This window comes from Paraburkholderia sp. ZP32-5 (assembly GCF_021390495.1).
Classification (GTDB): Bacteria; Pseudomonadota; Gammaproteobacteria; order Burkholderiales; family Burkholderiaceae; genus Paraburkholderia.
Genome location: NZ_JAJEJP010000002.1, coordinates 1,761,988 through 1,785,476 on the forward strand (window position 1 = coordinate 1,761,988; position 23,489 = coordinate 1,785,476).

Genomic DNA, 23,489 nt, shown 5'->3' on the forward strand with positions numbered 1-23,489 from the left:
TCGCGAGCCGCGCCATCGGCGCCCGTCGGCTGCATGGATGCCGGCCGCGCGGCCGACGCCTGAGTTCCTCGGGTCGTGCTCATGATGCGCACCCCGGCACGCCATACATCGCATGCAACGCGCAGGCCGACGTCAGCATCCGCGCGCCGTCGTGTCCGACGCCCGGCACGATATGCAACTGCTGATTCAGCCCCTGCGGATGACGCGTGCGCAGGTAGTCGAAATACGCCTCGGCGCGCGCGACGCGTTGCGGGCCCTGCGCCTCGGCCGGGCAGCTCTGATCGAGTGCCTTCTGCTGCGGATCGTTGTCTTTGCCGCCGACCAGATAGTCGACGCGGCGTGCGACATACGCGGTTTCGAGCTGCGCGGGCGTGCGTTCGGCCAGATACGCGGGCCGCTTCTGCATGCCGTATTTCCAGTCGTCGAAGCCCGGGCACGTAGCCGGCTCGAACGGTTTGCCGTCAACGGCGGGACGTTGCGCGTCGAAGTACGCATACGACGACGGGCTCGACACCACGTAGCGCAGTGCGATCCCGTCGCGGGCGAGCACGTCCGTCTCGTGAGCGGCGACCGCATAGCGCTGCACGACTTGCGCGCCGCCGGAATGGCCGGCGAACACGATCTCGCGCAGATCGGGGAAGCGCTTGCGATCGGCGAGCCGTTCGACGATCGCGTCGAGCGCCGCATACGAACTCAGCGGCACCGGCGCGACCGCGGCGTCGCCGGCCATCCAGCCGTTTGCGTCCCAGCGCAATAGATCGGCGGGCTGCGAGCGGCCACCGAAATCGAGCGTGGCGAGAAACTGCGGCGCGATCAGCAACGTGCCGTTCGCGTCGGCATCCGCCGCGTGCTGCTGTTGCGCGGCATCGCGGCCCTGCTCCGCGCTCTCGAAGTAGCGGTCCGCATTGCGCAGCTTGCCGTGAATCACGATCACCGCGCGCACGATGCCCGGCAGCGGCTGATTCCAGTCGCGCGACATATACAGCGGCAATTCGGCGGCGCCGGCCGCGGTATCGATGCGCATCCGCGTGTCGGAGATATGCGAGACCGGCCGCAGATGCGGGTTATAGGCGTGCGTTCCGGCAACGTCCGCGGCACTGGCTTGTGTACCGGTTGCGAGCGCAACAGCGGCAAGCGCGGCCGCGCGGACGACGCGCGCCCACGTGCGCGCCGCTTTGCCGCCGGCATCTGCCTCTGCTCCGCGACGATCCACGCCACGTCGCGCGCGCTGAAGAATCGGCTCAAAATTCATTCGTACGGCTCCTCGGGAATCCCCGGCCGCGCGTCATTCGCATCGCGCGGGCCGGCCCTGACATCAACGGATCAAACGTTTAGAACTGGTGGTACATGCCAAGCGTGACGCCGGTCTGGTTCGACGCGAACGCGGTGTCGGCGGTTGTCCCTACCGGCGTGAACACGCCGTTCGCGCCGCGCGTCGCCTGAGCGTACGCGACGGTCGCATACAACGCGGTGCGCTTCGACAGCGAGTATTGCGTGCTCAGCACGCCCATCCACGTATTGGAATTGCCGGGCGTCTTGTCCTGAACGTAGTAGTACGCGGCAGTCGTCTTGATATGGCTCATCACCGGGTAGCGGACACCGGCGAACCACAGCGCCTGAGACTCCGACGAGCCCTTTGTCGGGTTGTACAGATAGTGCTCGTAACCCATCTTCAGCGTGGCCGGACCGATATCCTGGCGGAACGACAGGCTCAGGTTGCGCGACTTCGTCCATGTGTTGCTCGAATTGATCGCGCCGTTGCGGTAGTCGTAGGCGAGCGCGGCGCCGAACGAGCCGCCATCGTAGTCGAGACCGCCGCCGTACGCGGCGCTGCTCTGGAACGATTCGGCGTCGCCGCCGAAGCTGTAGCCCGCGATCGCGGTCAGCCCGGCGAAGTGTCCGACGTACTTGACCATGTTCGGGTTGCGCGCGCGAAACGAAAAGCTGTTCTCCGAGCCGGTGGTCGGGAACCACGTGTATTGCGGCGAGAACGACATCGGATCGTAGCGCAGCAGAATGTCGTACATCGGCGTGTACTGCAGGCCGAACGACAGTGAGCCGTAGGTCTGATTCGTCAGGCCGACCGCCGCGGTGCGATTGAACAGCGTGCCGGCGGTCGCCATGGTGCCGTCGTTCGAGTTGAAGCCGGATTCGAGCACGAACCACGCGGCGTTGCCGCCGCCGAGCGACTCCGTGCCGCGCACGCCGAACCGCGAATTATGGATACCGCCGGAATTCATCCGGACGAGCGAGTCGCCGTTCTTGTCCGCGTGCGTCAGATATTCGACGTTGGTGTCGATCACGCCGTACAGCGTCACCGATCTGCCGGCGGGGGCGGCCGACGTTGTCAACTGCATGGCTTCGTCGACGTCGTCCTGTTGCGCGAAAGCGGATGCCGATACACAACCGGCAAGCAGCGCGATGGCTGCGGCATGGTGCTTTTTCAAAGCGGTCTCCTTGGTGTTGTTTTCGTCCGCGTGGCGGTTTCCAGCGGCGCCGGAGGTCGCGGTGCGCGGGCTGACGAAACTCGAGCGCCATCGTAAGGAGCACCGATACAGATGTAAAATATCTATTTGATTGTGTCACCATATTTTATAAATATGGATCGTCGGCCTAGCCTTCGTTTGTGCGCCGGCCATCCCTGCTTTTTTTGCTGCCGGAGCTGTTCATGGAGCTGCGCCACCTGCGTTATTTCCTCGCGGTCGCCGAGGAAGGGCAATTCACCCGCGCCGCCGAGCGCCTCGCGATTCAGCAGCCGCCGCTGTCGCAGCAGATCCGCCTGCTCGAGGAGGAAATCGGCTTTGAACTGTTCGCGCGTTTGCCGCGCGGCGTCGAGTTGACGCCGGCCGGCAAGGCGTTCGCGCAGAGCGCGGAACAGGTGCTTGGCATGCTGCAGCAAGGGGTCGCTCACGCCCGGCGCATTTCGCGCGGCGAGCTTGGCGCGATCGCGATCGGTCTCACCAGTTCCGCCGGTTTTCATCCGGTCACGACCGACGCGATACGTGCGTTCAACGCGGAGCACCCGGGCATCGAAATCACGCTGTCCGAGTTGAATGCCGCCGAGCTGATCGAGCGGCTGTTGACGGGACAGCTGCATGTCGCGTTCTTGCGCAAGCCGGTCGAAACGCCATCGGGCGTCGCGTTCGACCAGTTGCTCGATGAGCCGATGGTGGCGGTGCTGCCGGTCGGCCACCGGCTGCTCGATGCGGCCGATGAAACCCGTCCGACGATACCGTTGAAGGCGCTCGCGAATGAGGAATTCATCCTCGTGCGGCGTCCGGGCGCGCCTGGCATGTATGCGGATTTTCTGGCCGCGTGCCGCCGCGAGGGATTCGAGCCGCACGTCGCGCGGGAGGTGCCTCGCATGCTCACCGGCATTCATATGGTCGCGGCCGGGCTGGGCGTGACGCTGGTGCCGGCGTCGATGCAGCGCTACGACCACAAGAGCGCGGTGTTTTGTCCGTTGACCAGCGATGCGGGTCTATCGGCACCGTTGCATCTGGCGTATCCGGCTGTGATGCGTGATCCGGCCGCGGCGCGCTTTGTCGAGTTTGTCAGGCAGCGGGGGTGGCCGGGGGAGTATGTGGATGGGTAGGCGGTACTGATGTACCGGCCGCCGCGTTTGCCCCCGCCTCTCTCCTGTCGCATGTCATTCAAGCTCCAGCACCGCTATCTCGTTGCAGCACCGGAGCCGTGCGAGCGATCAGAACGAATGCACCATGCCCACCACCGTAGTCAGCAGGTTCTTGCCGGGACTCACCGGAATGCCTGCGCCCTGCGCCGGGTTCTCCGTGAAGCTCGCCTCGCTGCCGTTGCGCATGTACGCGATGCCCGCATACAAGCCGGTACGCTTCGACAGCCGGTAGTCGTAGCGCAGACCATACGACGTAGCATTGCCGTTCGAATTGCCTTGCAGCTTGTACTGCCCGAAATCGGCAATCAGCGTGCCGTTCAGCACGTGCGGAATCTGCGCCGACAGGTCGTAATAGAAGTTGTTCGGATCGGCGAAGGCCGCTGGATTCGACACCTTCACCTGCGCCGCTCCACGATGCAGCACGAACAGGCCATACAGGTGCACGAAACCGAAGTCGTAGCCGATGCCGAACAGGCTGTGATTGCCGGTGCTCGTCGGCGACGACGGGGTGATAACCGTATCGGTCGAATACACCTGGCTCTCGTAGTCGGCTTCAAACGACAACGGCCCCTTCGCGTAGTACACGCCGAGAGACGCGGTATTGCCGAGCGTGCGCGGCAGTGTCGGGTCGCCATTCGCGCCGAAGCCCCACATCGCCGAGAACGTGAAGCCGTTGAAAGTCGGCGACACGTATATCACCGAATTCGAGATCTTCGTCGAAACGAAAAAGTTGAAGTTATTGGCCGCATGACCCCAATCCCAGCGGCCGAGGTCGCCAGCTTCGAAGCGCGCGAGGCCCCACATTTCCGGCGAATTATTCAAGCCGAACTGGACGCGTCCATAAGGTCCCGACAGACCGACCCACGCTTCCCGGCCAAAGATCTTGCCGGTCTGCACGATCTGTCCGTTCGCGACGTTAAAACCGTTTTCGAGCTTGAAGATCACCTTGGTGCCGCCGCCGATATCCTCTGCTCCGGTCAATCCCCAGTCCGACGGAAATACGTTGTTGCTGTCGAGTCGCGCGACGGTCTTGCCGCCGGTGCGCGCATACTGAATCGATGCGTCGATCGTTCCATACAGCGTCACGCTCGACTGTGCATGAGCCGCGCATGGCAGGGTCGCCGCCAGCAAAATGGGCCAACATTGTTTGAAAGTGGTTTTCATCGTTGTTCTGAGTTGTGTGATCGAAGCGGCGGAGAATGGACGAGCTTTGACACGCGCCCTTGCCTCGCGTCCCCTGTTTAGTCGCATTACTAATGAAATTGAATACAGAACTACTGAGACGTATAACTAACTAAAATCCTTGCATTGACAGCATTCGCCCGGCACCTTGCCGGGCGGCGATCGACAGTCTGCTCAGACGTTCCAGTCCGGCAGATAGCCTCCCTGATGATCATGTCCGGTGATCCGGCAGCAGAACGGCGCCGCGAAATGCGTCGGCATCAGCAATGAGCCGCGCGCCGCGCAATCGTCGAGCATGCGGATACGCGTCTGCAGCGCCGTACCCTGATCCTCGTCGAACGACGAACACAGATCCGGGCGATGCAGTTGCAACGGGTGATGAATCACATCGCCCGAAAACATGCCCTCGCTTCCTTGCGAGCTGACACGGATCTTCACGCTGCCGGCCGTATGGCCGGGCGCCGACTCGACGCTCAGCACGTCGTCGACGCCATAGCCTTCTTCGACGAACTGAACCTGCCCCGCCTCCACCACCGGCAAGATGCTGTCCTCGAATACGCACTGGTTGAACGGCCGCGCCACATAGTCCGGCCGGCGCGCGTCCCAGCTATCGAATTCAGTCTGGCTGAACAGATACTTCGCGTTCGGAAAAGTCGGCACCCAGCGCCCGTCCTGCAGCCGCGTATTCCAGCCGACGTGATCCGCGTGCAGATGCGTGCACATCACGAAGTCCACTTCTTCCGGCTGCACGCCGGCCGCCTGCAAGCGCTGAAGCCACGGCGCGTCGCGCATATTGAAGTGCGGAACGTGCGGACGCTCCTTGTGGTTGCCGATACAACTGTCGATCAGCACCGTATGGTGCGGCGTGCGCACCAGCCAGCTATGAATGCTCGTCAGCAGCCGGTTCGCCGACAGATCGACAAAGCGGCGCGCCCAGTCCGGCGCGTCTTCCCACATCTTCGCGTCGATGGCCGGGAACATGAATTCCGGCGCGAGACCGGGTCCGTGATAGTCCTCGATCCGCGTGATTTGAACAGAACCTAGTTGCATGCTTATTGCCCTTTCGTATAACGCTACCGTATGCAAAGCGTATTTAGCCGAAAAATCGATGTCAACGACAAAATCGATTAATTGACGAAAAATCTAGGATAGCGACGTGCAGCGCTTACAGCTTCACGCACACGTTGCGCAGTTCCGTATAGAACTCGAGCGAATGCAGCCCGCCTTCGCGGCCGATACCGGACATCTTTGCGCCGCCAAACGGCGTGCGCAGGTCGCGCAGGAACCACGCGTTGACCCAGCAGAGTCCGACGTCGAGTCGCGCCGCGACGCGATGCGCGCGCTGCAGATCGCGCGTATGCACCGAGGCCGCGAGGCCGTACTGCGTGTCGTTGGCGAGCGCAACCACCTCGTCTTCACTATCGAACGGCGTGACGTGGCAGCACGGACCGAAGATCTCCTCGCGGACCACCGCGCTCGTCTCCGGCAAGCCGGTCCAGACGGTCGGCTCGATCCACGCGCCTTCGGCCAGCCCGGCCGGCATCTGCGGAATGCCACCGCCGGCGACGATCGTTGCGCCCTCTTCCTTCGCGCGCGCGTAGTACGACAGCACCTTGTCGCGATGGCCGAGCGAGATCAGCGGGCCGATGCCGCTGCCTGCATCGTCGGGACGGCCCGGTTTCATCGCACGGGCGATTTCGCCGAGACGCTGCACGAAGGTCTCAAAGAGCGGCCGCTCGACATAAACGCGCTCGGTGCCGAGACACACCTGGCCGCAGTTCGCGAACACCGCGCGGCTCGTCACTTCGAGCGCGTTGTCGAGGTCGCAGTCGGCGAATACGATCGACGGGTTCTTGCCGCCCAACTCCATCGAGGTCGCCTTGATACCGCCCGCCGCCGCTTCGAGAATCTTCGTACCCGTCGCGGTCTCGCCGGTGAACGTGATCGCGTTGACGTCGGGATGCCGCGTCAGAAATTCGCCGGCCGAGTTGGGACCGAAGCCGTGCACGACGTTGTAGACGCCCGACGGCACGCCGACCGCATTCATCACTTCGCCGAGCAAGGTAGCCGTCGACGGCGTTTCCTCCGACGGCTTCACGACCACCGCATTGCCGCACGCGAGCGCGGGGCCGACCTTCCACGTCATCAGCAACAGCGGCAGGTTCCACGGGCAGATCACGGCGACCACGCCCTTGGGCCGGCGCAGCGCGTAGTTCAATGCGGTACGGCCATCCGGCGTGGTCATCTCGAAGAACTCGGCGCTCGCGCTCTTCACCGTGTCGGCAAAGATCTTGAAGTTCGCCGCGCCGCGCGGAATGTCGAGATGCGACGCCAGCGCGATCGGCTTGCCGGTGTCGGCGACTTCGGCTTGCAGGAAATCGTCGAAACGCCGGTTGATCTCGTCGGCGACTGCATACAGCATCGCCGCGCGCTCCTGCACCGACAGACGCCCCCACGGCCCGGCCAGCGCCGCGCGCGCCGCCGCGACCGCCGCGTCGACCTCCGGTCGTCCCGCTTCGTGCACGCGCGAGATCAGCGCGTGATCGACCGGGCTGCGATTCTCGAACAGGCGTCCGCTGCTCGACGGCACGAAACGGCCGTCGATGAAGTTAAGCGTTTCCGCTGTCATACAAATTTCCTTCGCTGGATAGTAAGTGAATCAATAATCGATCAAATCGCTAAAATCGATGTTTGGCGAGTCGTAAGGCTATAATCGACCCCGACAAGAACTCGTATATCTGGAGTGCCCCCCATGATCGAAACGCCTATCGAAGGCACCAGCTCAGGCCTGACGCTGTCGGCCAGCGTCGCGAATACGTTGCGCGCGCAAATCACGAGCGGCACCATGCCGCCCGGCGAAAAGCTCCATCTGGACGACCTGCGCGCCGCGCTCGGCGTGTCGCTGAGTCCGTTGCGCGAAGCGCTGTCGCGCCTGTCGGCCGAGGGCTTCGTCGTAATGGAGAGCAACCGCGGCTATCGCGTCGCCCCGGTCTCCGAAGGCAACCTGCTCGAAGTCACGCGGCTGCGCACGATGCTCGAATCGTTCGCGCTGCGCGAGTCGATCCGGCTCGGCGACGAGCGCTGGGAAGGCGCCGTGGTCGCCGGCCTGTATCAGCTCAACAAGCGTGTCGGCGCGAAGGACGTCAAGCTCGGCGACTGGGAAACCACGCACCGCGCGCTCCATCAGCAGTTGTTGTCCGCCTGCGGCATGCCGCTCGTGCTGCACTTCTGCTCGATCCTGCACGACCTGAACGACCGTTATCGGCGCCTGTTTCTCGAAGATCATCCGATCGATCTGTCGGTCGCCGACGAACATGCGGACATCTGCTCCGCCGCACTCGATCGCGATGCCGACAAGGCCTGCGCCTTGCTCGAAGCGCACATCGAGCGCACCGGCGCGAACGTCGCCAAGACACTGCGCGAACGCAGCGTTTCGCACGACGCCGCCTGAGTCTGCACCCAAGCTCGTACCCGAACCCGCGCTACCGCCTAACGCGCGATATCCGTATCGCGCGTCTCGCGGGTGAACACCACCGCGATCAGTGCGACCACCGCCGGCCCGAGGTAATAGAAGCCGATACCGGCCGCGTTGCCGTTGTGAGCCGCTACCAGCGTCGCGGCGATCATCGGCGCGATGCCGCCGCCCAGCATCGTGCCGACCGCCTTGCCGAGCGAATAGCCGGTGAAGCGCACGCGGGTAGGGAACAGCTCGCCATAGAAGCTGCCGAACAGCGCGTACATCGGCGCATGCACGATGCCGATCGCGACGATCACCGCGAGCGTGATGTAGAGCGGCGACTTCGTATCGAGAATGCCGAAGAAGAAGTTGATATAGATCGTCGACGCGACGATACCGAGCAGGTACACGCCCTTGCGTCCGACGCGATCCGAAATCGCGCCATACAGCGGCGAACTCAGCAGCGTGAAGGCGTGCGCGGCGGCGATTGCGCCGATCGCAACGGAACCCGGCATGTGCAACGTGCGCGTCACGTAGGCGATCGGGTACACGCTCGTCAGGTAATAGAACGTGCTTTCCATCACGCTGACCGCGAGCACGACGAAGGCAGGCCACTTGTAGTCGCGCAATGTTTCGAACAGCGGCACGCGCTTGAGCACCTCCGGATCCTGCTTGCGGAACGTCGCGGTTTCCTCGACGCGCGTGCGGATGTACAGCCCGATCACGACGAGCACCGCGCTCATCAGGAACGGCACACGCCAGCCCCACGACAGCATCGCGCTGCGCTCCATGTGCGTGACGAGATAAACGGTCAACGATGCCAGCAGCACGCCGACCGGTCCCGCGCATTGCAGCAGTCCGCCGAGCAGGCCGCGGTGCTTCTTCTGCGCGCTTTCGAGCACCATCAGCGCGGAAGCCGCCGACTCGCCGCCGAGCGCGAAACCTTGCAGAAAGCGCAGCACGACGAGCATGCCGGTCGCCGTGACACCGAGTTGCGCGGCGGTCGGCAACAGGCCCATCAGCGCGGTGCCGAGGCCCATCATCAGCAGCGTGATCTGCATCATCGACTTGCGTCCGATGCGGTCGCCGAAGTGACCGAACACGAGACCGCCGAGCGGCCGGCTTGCGTAACCGACCGCGAAGGTTGCGTAGACCGCGATCACCGCGGTCATCGGATTGAGCTTCGGAAAGAACAGCTCCTCGAACACCAGCGGCGCGAGAAAGCCGTAAAGAAAGAAGTCGTACCACTCGACCATCGTGCCGAGGAAGCTGGCGAAAAAGATCCGCCAGCGGGCTTTCGCCGTCAGCGTGTCGCCAGGCCCAGACGTGTCGTCGTATGCGCTGCTTACCGCCGGCCAGTCTCTCGGTGCTTCTGCTGCTTTCATTCCCATCTCCCCATAGCGGAGCCGCGCGCGGCCCCCGCGGCCCCGTGGCCGCACTCGCCTACCTGATTGCTTTGAATGGACACGCGCGACTGGAGCTCGGCACTCCACATGAGCACCGCTAGTCCAGCCCGCGCCGTGTGAGCGGACTCAGATCACGACCTGCTCGAGCGTCGATGGCGCGAACAGCTCCGGTATCGTCATCAGCCGGTTCGACAGACCCTGCTCGTGGTGATACTTGAGGAACGCGTTCAGCGTCGCTTCGTTGCCGGCGACACCGTAGCGCCAGAAATCGCGGCCCATCAGTGCGACGGTCTCGTCGTATTCGGCGACGAGCCAAGGCAGCGTCGCCTTCAACGCGGCCAGTTCGCCGAGGTTCGCGAGCGCGAGATTCTTCGCCTCGGTGAAGGCCTTCAGCACACTCGCGGCGATCCATGGATGGCGCTCGACGAGTTCGCGCCGCACGCCGACCACATGCATGATCGGGAAGATGCCCGTGTTCGTGTAATAGGTTTTCTCGACGTCGCGAAAACGCGGAAAGAGCCGGCCGATTTCCGGATGCTCATCGCTGAATACGCTCGGCGCGCGCGGCGCGACGATACCGTCGATACGCCCTTCGAGCAGCCACTGGTTGAGCGTCTGATCGGCCGGAATCGGTTCGATCTCGATGCCGCTATCGTTCGTGTAACTGACTTTCTCGTGGCGTCCAGGCTGTTCGACGCCGCCGGTGCGCCAGCGAATATCCGACGACTTGACGCCGTATTCGTCCTCGAGAATGCCGCGTGCCCACACCGGCGCGGTGAGCTGGAACTCGGGCACGCCGAGCGTTTTGCCCTTCAGATCGGCCGGCGTTTCGATGCCGCGATCCTTGCGGATGTAGATGCACGAGTGACGGAACATCCGCGACAGGTACACCGGAATCGCGACGTAAGGCGACTCGCCTCGCGAGCGCAGGATCGTGTAGCTGCTCAACGACAGCTCGGCGACATCGAACTCGACCGAGCGCAGCGAGCGGAAAAAGGTTTCTTCGACCGGCAGCGAGAAGTACGTCGCATCGCAGCCTTCGATCGCGACGCGGCCGTCGAACAGCGCGCGGGTACGGTCGTAGTCCCAGCAGGCGACGGTAAGCGGAAGTTTCATGTCAGTCTCCAGAATTGGCGTGGCGCGCTGAATCGTTGGCACCTGTGGCGGCGGCTTCGGCACCGGCGGCTTCAGCGGCCTCGGCAGCCTCGGCTTCGGCGAGCGCATTCGGCATCACATGGCCGCAGGCCTTGCAGGTCCGATGCTGCACGTTGTCGTAAAAGTTGCGATAGGCCTGCGCGACCGGATCGGCGCCGTAGTTGCCGACCGTGAAGCGCTCCTCGTGCAGCAGGTGATCGCACTGCGGGCAGTACCACTGAAACACGTCCTCCTCGCCGGCGCGGCGGCCGCGTTCGAGGATCATCGCGTAGGCGTCGGGCGGAAAGCGCGGCGAATGCGGAATGCCGGCCGGCGTATGAATCGCCGCGCCCTCCGGAATCACCACGACCTCTTCCTTGCCTTCGGGCGTGCGATAGTGCAAATGCATCTCGCCCTTCAACTGGATCATCACCTCGTCGCTGGGATTGATGTGGAACTCGCTGCGATACGCGCGTCCACGCGCGACGAACACCAGCGATTCCGGCTGCTGCCAGAACACGCTGACGTATTTGCCGCTTTCGCCGAGACTCTGGACGCGCTCCTGCATGCTGACGACCGGCATCTTGTACATGACGCCCTCCGCCTAGCCGAGATACGCAACGCAGTCGATCTCGACCAGCACGCCCGCGCGATGCGGCGTGCCGCCCGTGCAGGTGCGCGTGACCTTCTCGCCGTTCATCACGTCGCGAAACACTTCGTTGAACACCGGAAAATCGCTGGTATCGCGCAGGCACACGCGCATGTTGACCACGTGCGCGAAACTCGCGCCGCCTGCTTCGAGCACCGCGGCGAGATTCGCGAGTACCTGGCGCGTCTGCGTCGCGATGTCGGTGGCCACCACCTGCCGCGTGACGGGGTCGAGCGGCCCCTGGCCGGACACGAACAGCAGATCGCCGGCGCGGATCGCCTGCGCGAGCGGCGAGGGCTTGCTCGCATCGGTAAAGCCGGTTACCGGCGCCTGACTGGATTGCACGAGAACTTTAGGCATCAACTCACTCCACTGGATCATTCTGAATATCGACAACCGCGCGCGGCCGGAAAGCTCGCGGCCGATGCGCGGCGCAGCACACACCCGTGCGTGCCAACGCGATTCTGTGCCGCTAAAAAAGTCACTGCGCGCGGCGCTCGCGCAGCAGATCGAGCGCGACGTCGACGATCATGTCTTCCTGACCGCCGACCATCCGGCGTCGGCCAAGCTCGACGAGGATGTCGGTCGTCTTGAGTCCGTACTGCCCCGCCGCTTTCTCCGCGTGACGCAGGAAGCTCGAATAAACGCCCGCGTAACCGAGCGCGAGCGTTTCGCGATCGACGCGTACAGGCCGGTCCTGCAGCGGCCGCACGATGTCGTCGGCGGCGTCCATCAGCGCGTAGAGATCGCAGCCGTGCTGCCAGCCCATGCGCTCGGCCGCCGCGATGAACACTTCGAGCGGCGCATTGCCGGCGCCCGCGCCCATGCCGGCGAGACTCGCATCGATGCGGTCGCATCCTTCCTCGACCGCGACGATCGAATTCGCGACGCCGAGACTCAGGTTGTGATGCGCGTGCATGCCCGTCTGCGTGGCGGGATCGAGCACGTCCTTGAACGCGCGAAAACGCTCGCGCACGTCGCGCATCGTCAGCGCGCCGCCGGAGTCGACGACATAGATGCAGGTCGCGCCGTAGCTTTCCATCAGACGTGCCTGCTGCGCGAGCTGCGCGGGCGGGGTCATGTGGCTCATCATCAGGAAGCCGACCGTATCCATGCCGAGTTCGCGCGCGTACTCGATGTGCTGGCGCGAGATGTCGGCCTCGGTGCAGTGAGTCGCGACACGCACCACGCGCGCGCCCGCGTCGTACGCGCTGCGCAGATCGTGAATCGTGCCGATGCCGGGCAGCAGCAGCGTCGCGACGCGCGCGTGCTGCACCGATTCGGCGACCGCCTCGATCCATTCGAGATCGGTATGCGCGCCGAAGCCGTAGTTGAACGACGAGCCTGCGAGCCCGTCGCCGTGCGCGACCTCGATCGAATCGACGCGCGCCGCGTCGAGCGCGCGCGCGATCCGTCGCACGTCGTCGACGCTGTATTGATGACGGACCGCGTGGCTGCCATCGCGCAGCGTCACGTCGGAGATATAGAGCTTGTCAGCGGTGAGCGTGGTCATGGAAAGCGGGCTCAGTGGATTTCGGGCTGCTCGCGCAGCGACGCGGCAATGCGTTCGCCGCAAGCGAGCGCCGCCGAGGTCATGATGTCGAGATTGCCGGCGTAGCTCGGCAGGTAGTGCGCGGCGCCCTCCACTTCGAGAAACACTGAAGTCTTGAGTCCGGCGATGCGGCCGACGCCGGGCACCGTCAGCGGCAGCTCGACGCGCTCGAACTGCACGCGCTGCTTGAGCCGGTACCCCGGCACATACGCCTGCACGCGCGCGCTCATCCGGTCGATCGAAGCCTCGATAGCTTCGGTGTCCGCGAGTTCGGACAGACAGTAGACGGTGTCGCGCATGATCAGCGGCGGCTCGGCCGGGTTCAGCACGATGATCGCCTTGCCGCGCGTCGCGCCGCCGACCACTTCGATCGCGCGCGAGGTCGTCTCGGTAAACTCGTCGATGTTCGCGCGCGTGCCCGGCCCCGCCGAACGGCTCGAAATGCTCGCGACGATCTCGGCGTAATGGACCTTCGCGACCTGCGAGACCGCGGCGACTATCGGAATCGTTGCCTGGCCGCCGCAGGTGACCATGTTCAGATTCGGCGCGCCGATGTGCGCGTCGAGATTGACGACCGGCACGACGAACGGCCCGATCGCCGCCGGCGTCAGATCGACGAGCCGCACGCCGTGCTCGCGCAGCAACGCGTCGTGACGCTTGTGCGCGCCGGCTGAAGTCGCATCGAACGCGACGCGGATCTCGCCGAAGCCGGGCATCGCGAGCAATCCGTCGATACCTTGCGCGGTGACCGGCACGCCGAGTCGACCGGCGCGCGCAAGTCCTTCGGAGGCCGGATCGATGCCGACCATCGCGCCCAGCTCCAGGTGCTGCGCGTGGCGCAGGATCTTGATCATCAGGTCGGTGCCGATGTTGCCGCTGCCGATGATCGCCGCCTTGATTTTTCCGTTGTGTTCCATCAGAGCCCTCCTCGCTCGTCGCCTGCTTGCCGCGCCTGTTATGCGGCCGGCGGACTCAATGTCGGCCCAGCGCCAGCGCGGTCTTGCCGGCGATGCCCCACTGACTGCGCGGCACTTCGTCGAGCAGCACGCGGATGTTTTCGCGCGGCGCGCCAAGGCTTTCGTGAATGGCTTCGGTGACGGCGGCGATCAACGCGGCTTTCTGTTCGTCGTCGCGGCCGTCCATGATCGAAATACGGGCAATAGGCATGGTGGTGATTCCTGAAAGTGAAAAATCGGAAGTGAATGAATCAGGCGAGCGTGAGTTCGGCGGTGCCGACGCTTTGCACGCTGACGCGCACGGTGTCGCCGGCCTCGACGCGAAACGCCTCGGTGATGCCGCCCGTCATCACGAGCGTGCCGGCCGGCAGCACTTCGCCCTCTTCGGCCAGCAGATTGACGAGCGCGGCGACACTCGCGGCCGGATGGCCGAGCACCGCGGCGCCGGCGCCCGTCGCGAGTACTTCTCCGTTCTTCTCGAGCACGACGCCGAGATGGCGCAGATCGAGCCCCACGGCCGGCACACCGCGCGCGCCGATCACGTAGCGCGCCGCCGACGTGTTGTCCGCGATCACGCTGACGAGATCGAAGCGGAAATCGCGGTAGCGCGAATCGATCACTTCGATCGCTGCGTAGGCCATGTCGAGCGCGGCAAGCGCCTCGGTCGCGGTACAGCCGGGGCCGCGCAATTCGCGCGATGTCGTGAAGGCGATCTCGGCCTCGACCTTCGGATGGATCAGGCCGTGCATCGGCAGCGTCGCACCGTCGGCCACGCAGCCGCGCCCGGTCAGAAAGCCGTGAATCGGACGCGCGACGCCCATCTGCTGCATCTTCGCGGGCGAAGTCAGCCCCATCTTGCGGCCCGACAGTTGCTCGCCTGCCGCTTGCCGGCGCCGCAGGATCGCGCGCTGGATCGCATAGGCGTCGGCCTGTGTGAGCTGCGGCAGCTCGTCGGTGATCTTCGTGACTTCGCGCGCTTGCGCTTCGGCGTCGTGCAGCAACGCGGCGAGACGTTCGATCGATGCGTCGTCGAGTGTCAGGGAGGGATTCATCGCGAGGTTCTCATTCGTTTGCATGTGCTGTTGTTCGTTCTGGTCCGTTCTTATTCGGCACTTATTCGATACTTACTCGACAAAGCGGGCGCGGCAGGTGCCGAGTCCGCTGATCGTCATCGAGATGCTGTCGCCGGCCGCGACCGGAAACATGATCGACAGCGAGCCGGACAGAATCACTTCGCCGGCCTTCAGCCCGATGCCGAACTCGCCGAGCTGATTCGCGAGCCAGGTCACGCAGGTCAACGGATCGCCGAGCGCCGCGGCGCCCGCGCCGGTGCCGACGATCTGGCCGTTCTTTTCGAGCACCATGCCGGCACAGCGCAGATCGAGCGCATGGTGTGGCGAATTCAGTGGAGCGATCGCATCGCCGAGCACGAAGGCGCCGGACGAGCCGTTGTCGGCGACCGTGTCCGCGATCGTGATCTTCCAGTCGCGAATCCGTGAATCGACGATCTCGAAGCACGGCACCGCATAGGCGATGCTCGCGCGCAGATCGTCGCGGCTGAGGCCCGGGCCGCTGATGTCGCGCGCCATCACGAACGCGATCTCGCCTTCGGCCCGTGGCGAGATGAAACGGCTCGCGGAAATCGCCGCGCCGTCTTCGTAGGCCATGCCGGAAAGCAGCACGCCGAAGTCCGGCTGCTCGACGCCGAGCATGTCCATCACCGCGCGGCTCGTGATGCCGATCTTCTTGCCGACCACGCGCTGGCCGGCGGCGATCCGGTGCGCGACCATCGCGCGCTGGATCGCGTAGGCATCGCTGACCGACAGCGACGGATCTTCGTGCGTCAGCGGGTCGATCGGCGTGACGGTTTCGAGCGCGCGATGCAGCCGCTCGCCGAGCGCGTCGATACGGGACTGTCCAATGGTCATGGTGATTTCGCCGGGCTCAGCTCGCGGCATCGGCGGCGCTATCAACCTGCGCGGCCTGAGTGGCCTGAGCGGCTTCAACGCGCTCGCGATGAGCGATATTGGCCAGCACTTCAGCGCCGCGATTGGCCGCCGACATGCCGCGGAACAGGAAGCACAGATTCACGGTGTCCTGCAGCTCGGCCCAACTCGCGCCCGCGCGGCGCGCGGCGATGGCATGCAGCGGAGCGGCGTCGCTGCTGTCCATCAGCAGCATGCCGAACAGCATCAGCTGCGCGGTTTTCACGTCGAAGCTCTTCGGATACATGCCGTGCTTGCGCAGCTTCTCCTGCAGATCGAGGATGGTCGGATCGAGCGCGCCGGTCACCGCGAAGCGGGCTTCGATGCGCGGCGGCAAAAAGCCAAGCAGGTCCTTGTAGATATCGGCGCGTGCGTCGAACGACTCGCGGGTATCGGCGTATTCGCCGATGCTGTCACGGACTGACTCAAGATTGACTCTGGATGGAAGCATGCTGGTTCTAATTCGGGTGCCGCGGAAACACCTGAGGACGCGCTCGTCTCGCGGCATCGGACTGACGAGCGAAGGACTAATCGATTATTTTTTGTTTAATCGATGATATGAGGTTATGCCGACCAAAAAATCGTGTCAACAGGAAAATCGATTATTGGGCGGCTCATCGCTTTTGGGTGAAAAGTGGCGATGGGAGCGTGACTGGAGGTTGCACTGGGTGCAACCGAGGGGGGGATTGATGGGGAACGGAGATTGAGGATTGCGTTGGGCGCGGTATCAGCTATCTGCGCACGTTGAAGTGTGCGAGACGCTAGACCCATAGCAGTAAAACAGGCGTGACAGCCGGCGACTATCTACTCTCGAGTCGCCACGGCTTGCTATCTGGGTATTGAGATGGATGACGCGCTTGAGAAGCGCGGAGCCAGTGTGTCGATGTACAACCCCACCAGGCCCATCAACACAAACACTACGTGCCAGTCAACGCATCCGCTTCGTCGATTCGGGTCTTCAGCAAGTCGATGAATGCGCGGACGTGTGGCGGCAGGTTGCGCTCCGACAGCGTTTGAATCTGCAGATTGCGGGACTGAAATTCTGCGTTTTTAATTAGCCTGGCCACCAGAGCGTCACTCACTGGTTGCGAGAAGAACGACATCCGTCCGGCGAACGTAATCGCATCGGATGAGGCGACGAATCTCATCAACGCCTGCGTGAAATTAGACTCCAGCGCAATATTCATCTGCACCGGAATCGAATCCAGACTACAGCTTCTCTCAAGAAGCAGTCGCGTCGTGCTCTGCCCGTCAGTCAATGCCAGCGGATAAGCTAACAAGGCCTCCAGTTCCACGCTGGGCCGGTCGGCTAATGGATGCGTACTGGACATCACGGCATAAACCGGCGATCGCCATGAATGCCTGACCGCCACTCCGCGAGCATGCTCCACCGCGAAATTCACCGCGATATCGACCTCGCCGTCGGCAATACGCCGGGCGGCTTCCGACGGGCGAACGACGTACATGATGAAACGGGTTTGCTTATGATGGCGCCGGAATTCAGCCATCGCTTCCGGCAGAAAAATCTGCGCGAGACTTTCCGAAGCCGCAATACGAATCTCATTGAGACATGGACCACGCAGCGCAGCGATCTGATTCAACACCGCCTCGGACTCCAGCACCGTCCGGCGTGCATGCGCCTGCAGCAGCTGGCCAGCCGGGGTCAGTCGCATACCGTGCGAGGCGCGCTCAAATAGCTGCGTTCCGACTTCAGCCTCCAATGCTGAAATCTTCCGGCTGATAGCTGAGATGGTGACGTGAATCTCTCCAGATGCACCACTCAGGCTGCCGGTTTGCGCAACCGCCAAAAAATACCTAAGTGCAGTTCCGTGCATGAGGATGTCGCTGAAGTCGACTGAGGGAATGTTGACGAAGATGCAGACCCATTGGCAATTTGAACCATTGCTCCGGCAGATTTGCACCCGATAAGATTTTTTTAATCCTCGTCATGGTCGTTATGGCTACGACTACATCACCCACGAAAGCGCGCACCGCTATCGATGCATGCGCTGATTCGCTTCGGGGTAGCGTCAATCTGACCACGCAATGCCGGGACTTCGGCCTGACACTTCTATTCGCTGCTGATATCAGCATTTCAGATCACATTCTTGTCATTTCTGTTCTCTTCCTCGTCGATTCCAGGTGGTCTCCTATCGACATGTCCGAGGAAGTTAGACCGCTTTGAGATGTCTTTTAGCCACCCTTAACGAACACGCATCTGTTCCGGCCTTCGCGCTTGGCTTCAAACAGCGCGGCGTCCGCCCGGCCAATGGTCTGCATATAGTCTTCGCCAATCAGGTACTCGGTCGCACCAAAACTGGCCGTGACCGAAAGCATTTCCGCGCCAACTCTAATGCTGACAGTACAAACAGCCTTGTGAATATGTTCGACCACGATACGGGCGTTATCCAGACTTGTTTCCGGCAGTAGCAGAAGAAACTCTTCTCCTCCCCAGCGTCCGCACAGATCAGACTGGCGAGTCACCCCTTTCATAGCCCGACTGATTTCCACCAGTACGCGATCTCCGACATTGTGACCCCAGGTGTCATTGATCCGCTTGAAGTTGTCCGCATCGAGTAGTACCAGCGAGTACGGCTTCCCGCTACGTTGAGCCCGGGCGCTTTCTTCCTGCAAACGCTCCGTGATCAAACGGCGGTTGCCGATACCCGTCAACGGATCATGCGTGGATGCTGTCTTCAATGCATCGTTGAGATCGGTCATCATCGCTTGATAGCGATCGGAAATACGCAAGATCTTTCGCAAACGCCGCAACTGCTGGTCGTAGCGCTCGGACAGCGTCGAATGCTGCGCACGCGTCATGGACTGGAAGCCATCGGATATGCGTGTGATGCGCTCAAGGTGATTGAGCTGATCCGTCGAATGCTGATAAACGAGAAAGAGTGCCTTGCGCAGAGGATGATCCAGATATTGCGGATCCGCCAGCAACTGTTCGACGAGGGTATCGAGTTCACGTTCGCCGCTCATATTGCCTGCCCATCGCGAATCTGAATCTCAAACGGAAACGTGCAGTCCTCGCGGAATTCTTCGGCCAGTTCGGCCACGCGCTCGTTACCACGATCGTAGTACCAGTTGACGCGAACAGTACGGTCCGCACGATGCGCTCTCTCGAGCAAATCGAAGATATCCATCATGACCTTGACGGAACTGGTATTGAGGTACAACAGCCTCAGCTCGAGATAGAGCGGTTGCTCCTTCTGGGCAAGATAGCCTTTCACCCAGTCTATGAGAGGGTCGAACAATTCGTAGGAGTTTTCCGGGTAGGAGTCCCCTTGCATGGCGAGGACACCGGTATTCCAGTTACCGTTAATAGATGGTGTGGACTGTGTGCCCCGGATAGCAAGATCACTCATCATAATGTTCCTGGCTCAAATGACTGCGCGGAGGGTGAAGAATGCGAGGCCGCCGGGTTGCTCGGTCAGTGACGTGAGCAATGGCGCGCTTGACCTGCGGGCGATATCCAGCAAGCCGAGACCGGCGCCGCTACTCGAATGAGGATCACGCGGCCGGCGCATCTGTTCTTTGTAAGCCGCCTTGAGTTGTGCTTTGTCGAGTCGGGCATTGGCTTCGATGGTACGCATCAGCCCGCGTCCATCTTCCAGTTCGACCAGATTTCCCGCGGAGACGACATAGCGACTGTCCTCGTTCTTGCCGATAACCACCGTGGCGGAAGCATTCTGTTCGTTGTAGCTACGCTCGGTGGAGTAATGCCGGATGTTCTGGGTCATTTCGATGTAGACCGCAAAGACGTCCATGGACTCGTTGAGGTTGGCTTGGTCTCCATGCAGGTAGTTGCGCAAAGCATGGCCAATTTCTTCAATCAGACTGCGAGAAATGGGACCGTTGAAGCAAAGCAGAATACGCTGCCGGCTATAACTTTCACGCATCGCCAGCAAATCCAGTAATTCCATGAAGTACCCTCAGTTGATACGGAAGGAAAGAACGGTGATGTCGTCGCGCTGTGGCAGATCGCCCTGGTACTCCGCGAGCGATGTCGAGAACACCCGAGCCTGATCGTCCAGCGGTCGGTTCGCGTTACTGCGCAGCATTTCGGTAAATCGGTTAGTGCCGAAACCGAACCCATGCGGGCCGCCCGCCTGGTCGAGAAAACCATCAGTACAAAGGTAGAAGGTCCAGCCGTCCTGTAACGGCACTTCGATATCGTCGTACTCGCCCTGGCGGCGATCTCCGACTGCTCGACGGTTACCCTTGTATTCCCGCACTTCGCTACCGTCGCTGGCAAATAGCGAAATCTTCGCACCGGAAAATATCAGGCGACGCCTTTTCCTGTCGATGCGGACGAGGCCCGCATCCATACTGGTCGCCAATACCTCGTTGAACCGGTCCCGCCCGAGCATCGCGCGCATTGCGGCGTCGGTATTTCGTAAAATGGCGGCAGGATCGTGCCCTTGCACACTATCAATAGCCTGATCGATCGCAGCAAAGGCGAGCATCGTCATTAATGCACCCGGCGGCCCATGGCCAGCGCAGTCGATCACACCGAGCAGGTCGCCATCCTCTCCTTCTCGATAGATGTAGAAGTCGCCTCCCACGACGTCCCGTGGTTTCCAAAGAACGAAGTGATCTTCGCCTAAAGCGGCCTGCATCAGACGATCCGGCAGAATCGCACGCTGGATAAGGCTCGCGTAGTCACGAGCATGCTTCCGATCCAGAATGACCGTCCTCAACGTATTAACCGAATCGAAAAGTGCCTGGATTTCGCCGCGATATGCCCGTGCGGGAATGTACTCCCCAAGATTGCCCTTCGACATCGCGACGATTGCCTGGGTCGCCTCGGCAAGTGGCCGGATGACGCGTTGACGAAACAGGCAGACGACAAACAGGAAAACACTTCCCGTGACTAACGCGATACCGCTCGTTCCAATCAGGCTCGCCAGCATCGCGTCACGGTGTCGGTTCAACTCTGTGTCGACGAGATCCAACATCTGATCGCGGAAATCGACTATTGGGCGCATCAAAGGCACGTATTGCTGCACAAATTTCCGCGTCGTCAGCGCAGCCCCTTCCGGCCGACTTGCGAGCGCACGTACAGCGACGACATAGGACAGTCCGTCTACAAAGTAACGCCTGGTGAGTTGAGAGATCGCCGGTTGAGCGGACTTGGGTCTATCCGCGATCCGGGACTCGATAAACGAGCGCAACTGATCAATGCGACCATACGAGCGTTCGATGGCCAGTTGCTCACCGGCCGTTAATTGACGATGGGCACGGAAAGCTCCCGTGAAATGCGAACCCAGTAACTCAGCCTGTTCGCGCAGCATTGCACTATGCCGCGCCATCTGCATCTCGTCCTGCGCGTCGGCATCACCTCTGACAACGCTCAACCCGATTGCATCGGCAATCGGGAAAAACTGCGAAACGGCGCCGTCCATCTGTCCGATTATATTGTCCAACGCACGCGAGGTCCGTTGTTCGCGAGGCAGTGCGAGGAGCCGATTGACACGTATGCGCACAACAGACAAAGCCGCCTGAGCCTGACTCACCGCGGCAAGTTCCATCTTCCATTGACCGTTCCCGTCAGCGCCAAGGCGCTCGGATAATCGTTCTATAGCCAGATCGCTTTCATCGGTCGTTTTCCGGAGAGTGGCCATTCTTGCCGCGGGTATCGGCAGGTCCGCTTCCAAAGTCTCGTTCGTCGACGCGCGTTCGGCCGACACCGCGTCCATCGCAACCAGTGTCTCGCGAAACATCTCGAAGACGTCGAGCGTCCTCTCAGCATCCGAATAGATTCTCCACTGATGCCAAAGCAGAGCGCAGGTCAGCGCCAGAATCAGGCAGGATGCGACGACGGTCAACGCCCCAAGGCGTTGGCCGATAGACATCCGTGATGAGAAAAGATCGAATGTCTCCGCGCGATGTTCAGTCAGATGCATATATCCCAAACGGCAAATTTCTGGAAACCGGTCGCCTCAGCCAGGATTCGCCTGGTTCATTGATGACGTTGCGTGTCCCCTTCCGAACAACTGCTGCGACGGAACCGAACCAGATATCAAACGGTGACTACGCACTTGATTTCTCACGCTCATCCAAGTTCTCTTTCAAATGGCACATTCTTCTTTCTGGAGAACAATGCCGAGTTGCTCGGCGATAGCTTTGGGCAGCGCGTAGCGGCATGTTTTCTGCATGTCAAAGACCTGGCAAATTTGCAGATCGCCGGCGACCGACAGCAAATCGACCACGTCTTCCGTCGAGAGCCCCGTTTCACTCGCAATGAAGCTGAACATATTGCGCGCGGCAAGATTGGCCGCGTCATCCAGAAATGGAGCGGACGCGATGGTATAGATCGTGTCGGCAGTCTGGGCCATCGGTGTCGGGAGTACACGGTTCCTGATCACTGAAATTCTGACGGTGACTTCACCGGCGATCGCCATCCCACACACGGACACTTCACCATCGCCAATCGCCGCATGCAAATCGCCCAACGCGAGCAGCGCGCCGGGCACGTTGACTGGCAGATAAAGGGTTGTGCCCTCGGTGATGATCTTGCAGTCCATGTTTCCGCCATGCGCATCCGCCACGCCGCACGACACAAACGCACGGGATGGAGCCGTGCCGATTACACCGATCATCGGCTTAAGCGGCACGCGTACACCGTGCGCAAGCGTGCCGAAGCCGTTTTCCAGCGGAATGATGCGGATGGAAGGCACCGAGATCAGATCGCCACAGACGCCCAGTCCTGGCGCCGTCATCATGACCGATTGATTACCAAACCCAATCCGTTCGATCTGAACGGCAAGCACGTCACCAGGTTGCGCGTCTTCCACATACAGTGGGCCTGTCGCCGGATTGACGCGCCGCCAGTCGAGCTGTGTGTAGCGTGTATCCGCGTGCCGGATTTGATCCTCGAAGCAATCACAGGTCTCGAATACGACGCGCTCGCCCTCCTTTACGGTTAAAGCCGGCACATTCCCCGGACCCATTGCATGGACGAGATGGCTTCTGGTAATTCGATGCACAACGACTCCTTGCCTCTTCTATTCTCAATGTTCGATGTCTGGCGCAAGATCGATCCACCTGCCGGACAGCCATGCTCTTTCAACACGTCCGACCTGGAATTCCTATTCACCGGATGGAATTCGTCATATTTTTAACCCGTAAGAGAAGGGTCGAACGCACCTAGCGTGCGGCAATAGTGTGGCGCACGAGTACTTCAATAAAAGAAGGCGTCGCGCGAACGCGACGCCAAAAGAATTCTGGTTGAAGCCGGGAACAACAACCAGAACCCGAGAGACGAAAACGAAAGAGAGTTACGCTGCAGTAAGAACGACAGCTTGCCGAACTTTAGTCCAACACCTTGTTGCGACAGAGTCCAACGGCGGGTGTAGAAGTAGCCATGAAGCCACAATGAAAATCGATAAAAAATCTTAGCATGTGCAAATATGTCGGCACAATTGCTTAATTTTCCAAGGGGTTTGCATTTTCGGCAAATTCCTTCAAGCCTAAAGATCCACTTGGCAGTAGATTCTTTCATTTTCTTTTTCATGACCTTATACAT

Annotated in this window: 24 protein-coding genes; 2 read left to right on the forward strand and 22 right to left on the reverse strand. The window is 61.7% G+C overall.

Annotated elements, in window-relative coordinates; all coding sequences use genetic code 11:
* Positions 1-79 precede the first annotated feature (79 nt).
* Both L0U82_RS26525 and L0U82_RS26530 read right to left on the reverse strand, forming a co-directional pair.
* Positions 80-1,252: an alpha/beta hydrolase gene (locus L0U82_RS26525; RefSeq protein ID WP_233835811.1), complete on the reverse strand. Its 1,173-nt coding sequence runs from the start codon at positions 1,250-1,252 to the stop codon at positions 80-82.
* A gap of 79 nt (positions 1,253-1,331) precedes the next feature.
* Positions 1,332-2,447 (reverse strand): porin, encoded by a 1,116-nt coding sequence (locus L0U82_RS26530; RefSeq protein WP_233835812.1) that lies wholly within the window; start codon positions 2,445-2,447, stop codon positions 1,332-1,334.
* Positions 2,448-2,668: 221 nt separating this feature from the next.
* Between L0U82_RS26530 and L0U82_RS26535 the strand changes: the two genes are divergently transcribed.
* The gene (locus L0U82_RS26535) at positions 2,669-3,595 is read left to right on the forward strand and encodes a LysR family transcriptional regulator (RefSeq protein ID WP_233835813.1); all 927 of its coding nucleotides are present in this window, start codon (positions 2,669-2,671) and stop codon (positions 3,593-3,595) included.
* A 108-nt stretch (positions 3,596-3,703) separates the two neighbouring features.
* On the opposite strand, the gene L0U82_RS26540 is transcribed toward L0U82_RS26535, so the two are convergent.
* From L0U82_RS26540 to L0U82_RS26550, 3 genes are all read right to left on the reverse strand, one after another.
* Positions 3,704-4,798, reverse strand: a complete 1,095-nt coding sequence (locus L0U82_RS26540) for a porin (RefSeq protein WP_267929696.1) — start codon at positions 4,796-4,798, stop codon at positions 3,704-3,706.
* A 192-nt stretch (positions 4,799-4,990) separates the two neighbouring features.
* Positions 4,991-5,866 carry an MBL fold metallo-hydrolase gene (locus L0U82_RS26545; RefSeq protein WP_233835815.1) on the reverse strand — a complete coding sequence of 292 codons (876 nt, stop codon included), beginning with the start codon at positions 5,864-5,866 and terminating at the stop codon, positions 4,991-4,993.
* Positions 5,867-5,981: 115 nt separating this feature from the next.
* Positions 5,982-7,445, reverse strand: coding sequence for a 2-hydroxymuconic semialdehyde dehydrogenase (locus L0U82_RS26550; protein WP_233835816.1), 1,464 nt, complete (start codon positions 7,443-7,445; stop codon positions 5,982-5,984).
* A 123-nt stretch (positions 7,446-7,568) separates the two neighbouring features.
* Between L0U82_RS26550 and L0U82_RS26555 the strand changes: the two genes are divergently transcribed.
* Positions 7,569-8,267, forward strand: a complete 699-nt coding sequence (locus L0U82_RS26555) for a GntR family transcriptional regulator (protein ID WP_233835817.1) — start codon at positions 7,569-7,571, stop codon at positions 8,265-8,267.
* 38 nt (positions 8,268-8,305) lie between these two features.
* On the opposite strand, the gene L0U82_RS26560 is transcribed toward L0U82_RS26555, so the two are convergent.
* The 17 genes from L0U82_RS26560 to L0U82_RS26640 all read right to left on the reverse strand — a co-directional run bounded on the left by L0U82_RS26560 (position 8,306) and on the right by L0U82_RS26640 (position 23,477).
* A complete protein-coding gene (locus L0U82_RS26560) occupies positions 8,306-9,658 on the reverse strand; it encodes an MFS transporter (RefSeq protein WP_233835819.1) in 1,353 nt (450 codons plus the stop codon).
* 147 nt (positions 9,659-9,805) lie between these two features.
* A complete protein-coding gene (locus L0U82_RS26565) occupies positions 9,806-10,795 on the reverse strand; it encodes an ABC transporter substrate-binding protein (RefSeq protein ID WP_233835821.1) in 990 nt (329 codons plus the stop codon).
* Position 10,796: 1 nt separating this feature from the next.
* The gene (locus L0U82_RS26570; RefSeq protein WP_233835822.1) at positions 10,797-11,405 is read right to left on the reverse strand and encodes a 3-hydroxyanthranilate 3,4-dioxygenase; all 609 of its coding nucleotides are present in this window, start codon (positions 11,403-11,405) and stop codon (positions 10,797-10,799) included.
* A gap of 12 nt (positions 11,406-11,417) precedes the next feature.
* Positions 11,418-11,822, reverse strand: a complete 405-nt coding sequence (locus L0U82_RS26575) for a RidA family protein (RefSeq protein WP_233835823.1) — start codon at positions 11,820-11,822, stop codon at positions 11,418-11,420.
* Positions 11,823-11,943: 121 nt separating this feature from the next.
* Positions 11,944-12,975 carry a 4-hydroxy-2-oxovalerate aldolase gene (dmpG, locus tag L0U82_RS26580; RefSeq protein ID WP_233835824.1) on the reverse strand — a complete coding sequence of 344 codons (1,032 nt, stop codon included), beginning with the start codon at positions 12,973-12,975 and terminating at the stop codon, positions 11,944-11,946.
* A gap of 11 nt (positions 12,976-12,986) precedes the next feature.
* Positions 12,987-13,931 (reverse strand): acetaldehyde dehydrogenase (acetylating), encoded by a 945-nt coding sequence (locus L0U82_RS26585; RefSeq protein ID WP_233835825.1) that lies wholly within the window; start codon positions 13,929-13,931, stop codon positions 12,987-12,989.
* A gap of 55 nt (positions 13,932-13,986) precedes the next feature.
* Positions 13,987-14,181 carry a 2-hydroxymuconate tautomerase gene (locus tag L0U82_RS26590; RefSeq protein WP_233835826.1) on the reverse strand — a complete coding sequence of 65 codons (195 nt, stop codon included), beginning with the start codon at positions 14,179-14,181 and terminating at the stop codon, positions 13,987-13,989.
* A 40-nt stretch (positions 14,182-14,221) separates the two neighbouring features.
* Positions 14,222-15,010 carry a 2-oxo-3-hexenedioate decarboxylase gene (dmpH, locus tag L0U82_RS26595; protein WP_442793700.1) on the reverse strand — a complete coding sequence of 263 codons (789 nt, stop codon included), beginning with the start codon at positions 15,008-15,010 and terminating at the stop codon, positions 14,222-14,224.
* An 84-nt stretch (positions 15,011-15,094) separates the two neighbouring features.
* Complete coding sequence (locus L0U82_RS26600; protein ID WP_267929697.1) at positions 15,095-15,898, reverse strand: fumarylacetoacetate hydrolase family protein; 804 nt, start codon at positions 15,896-15,898, stop codon at positions 15,095-15,097.
* A 16-nt stretch (positions 15,899-15,914) separates the two neighbouring features.
* Positions 15,915-16,406 (reverse strand): carboxymuconolactone decarboxylase family protein, encoded by a 492-nt coding sequence (locus L0U82_RS26605; protein ID WP_233835829.1) that lies wholly within the window; start codon positions 16,404-16,406, stop codon positions 15,915-15,917.
* A gap of 466 nt (positions 16,407-16,872) precedes the next feature.
* Entirely contained in the window at positions 16,873-17,790 is a 918-nt protein-coding gene (locus tag L0U82_RS26610) for a LysR family transcriptional regulator (protein WP_233835830.1), read from the reverse strand.
* Positions 17,791-18,148: 358 nt separating this feature from the next.
* Positions 18,149-18,940: a biofilm regulation diguanylate cyclase SiaD gene (gene siaD, locus L0U82_RS26615; protein WP_233835831.1), complete on the reverse strand. Its 792-nt coding sequence runs from the start codon at positions 18,938-18,940 to the stop codon at positions 18,149-18,151.
* Positions 18,937-19,326: a biofilm regulation phosphoprotein SiaC gene (gene siaC, locus L0U82_RS26620; RefSeq protein WP_233835832.1), complete on the reverse strand. Its 390-nt coding sequence runs from the start codon at positions 19,324-19,326 to the stop codon at positions 18,937-18,939. Before siaC ends, siaD begins: the two co-directional genes overlap by 4 nt.
* A 15-nt stretch (positions 19,327-19,341) precedes the next feature.
* Positions 19,342-19,884, reverse strand: a complete 543-nt coding sequence (siaB, locus tag L0U82_RS26625) for a biofilm regulation protein kinase SiaB (protein WP_233835833.1) — start codon at positions 19,882-19,884, stop codon at positions 19,342-19,344.
* A 9-nt stretch (positions 19,885-19,893) separates the two neighbouring features.
* Positions 19,894-21,867: a SpoIIE family protein phosphatase gene (locus L0U82_RS26630; RefSeq protein WP_233835834.1), complete on the reverse strand. Its 1,974-nt coding sequence runs from the start codon at positions 21,865-21,867 to the stop codon at positions 19,894-19,896.
* 165 nt (positions 21,868-22,032) lie between these two features.
* Entirely contained in the window at positions 22,033-22,950 is a 918-nt protein-coding gene (locus tag L0U82_RS26635) for an acetamidase/formamidase family protein (protein ID WP_233835835.1), read from the reverse strand.
* Between the two features lie 194 nt (positions 22,951-23,144).
* Positions 23,145-23,477 carry a hypothetical protein gene (locus L0U82_RS26640; protein ID WP_233835836.1) on the reverse strand — a complete coding sequence of 111 codons (333 nt, stop codon included), beginning with the start codon at positions 23,475-23,477 and terminating at the stop codon, positions 23,145-23,147.
* Between the last annotated feature and the right edge of the window lie 12 nt (positions 23,478-23,489).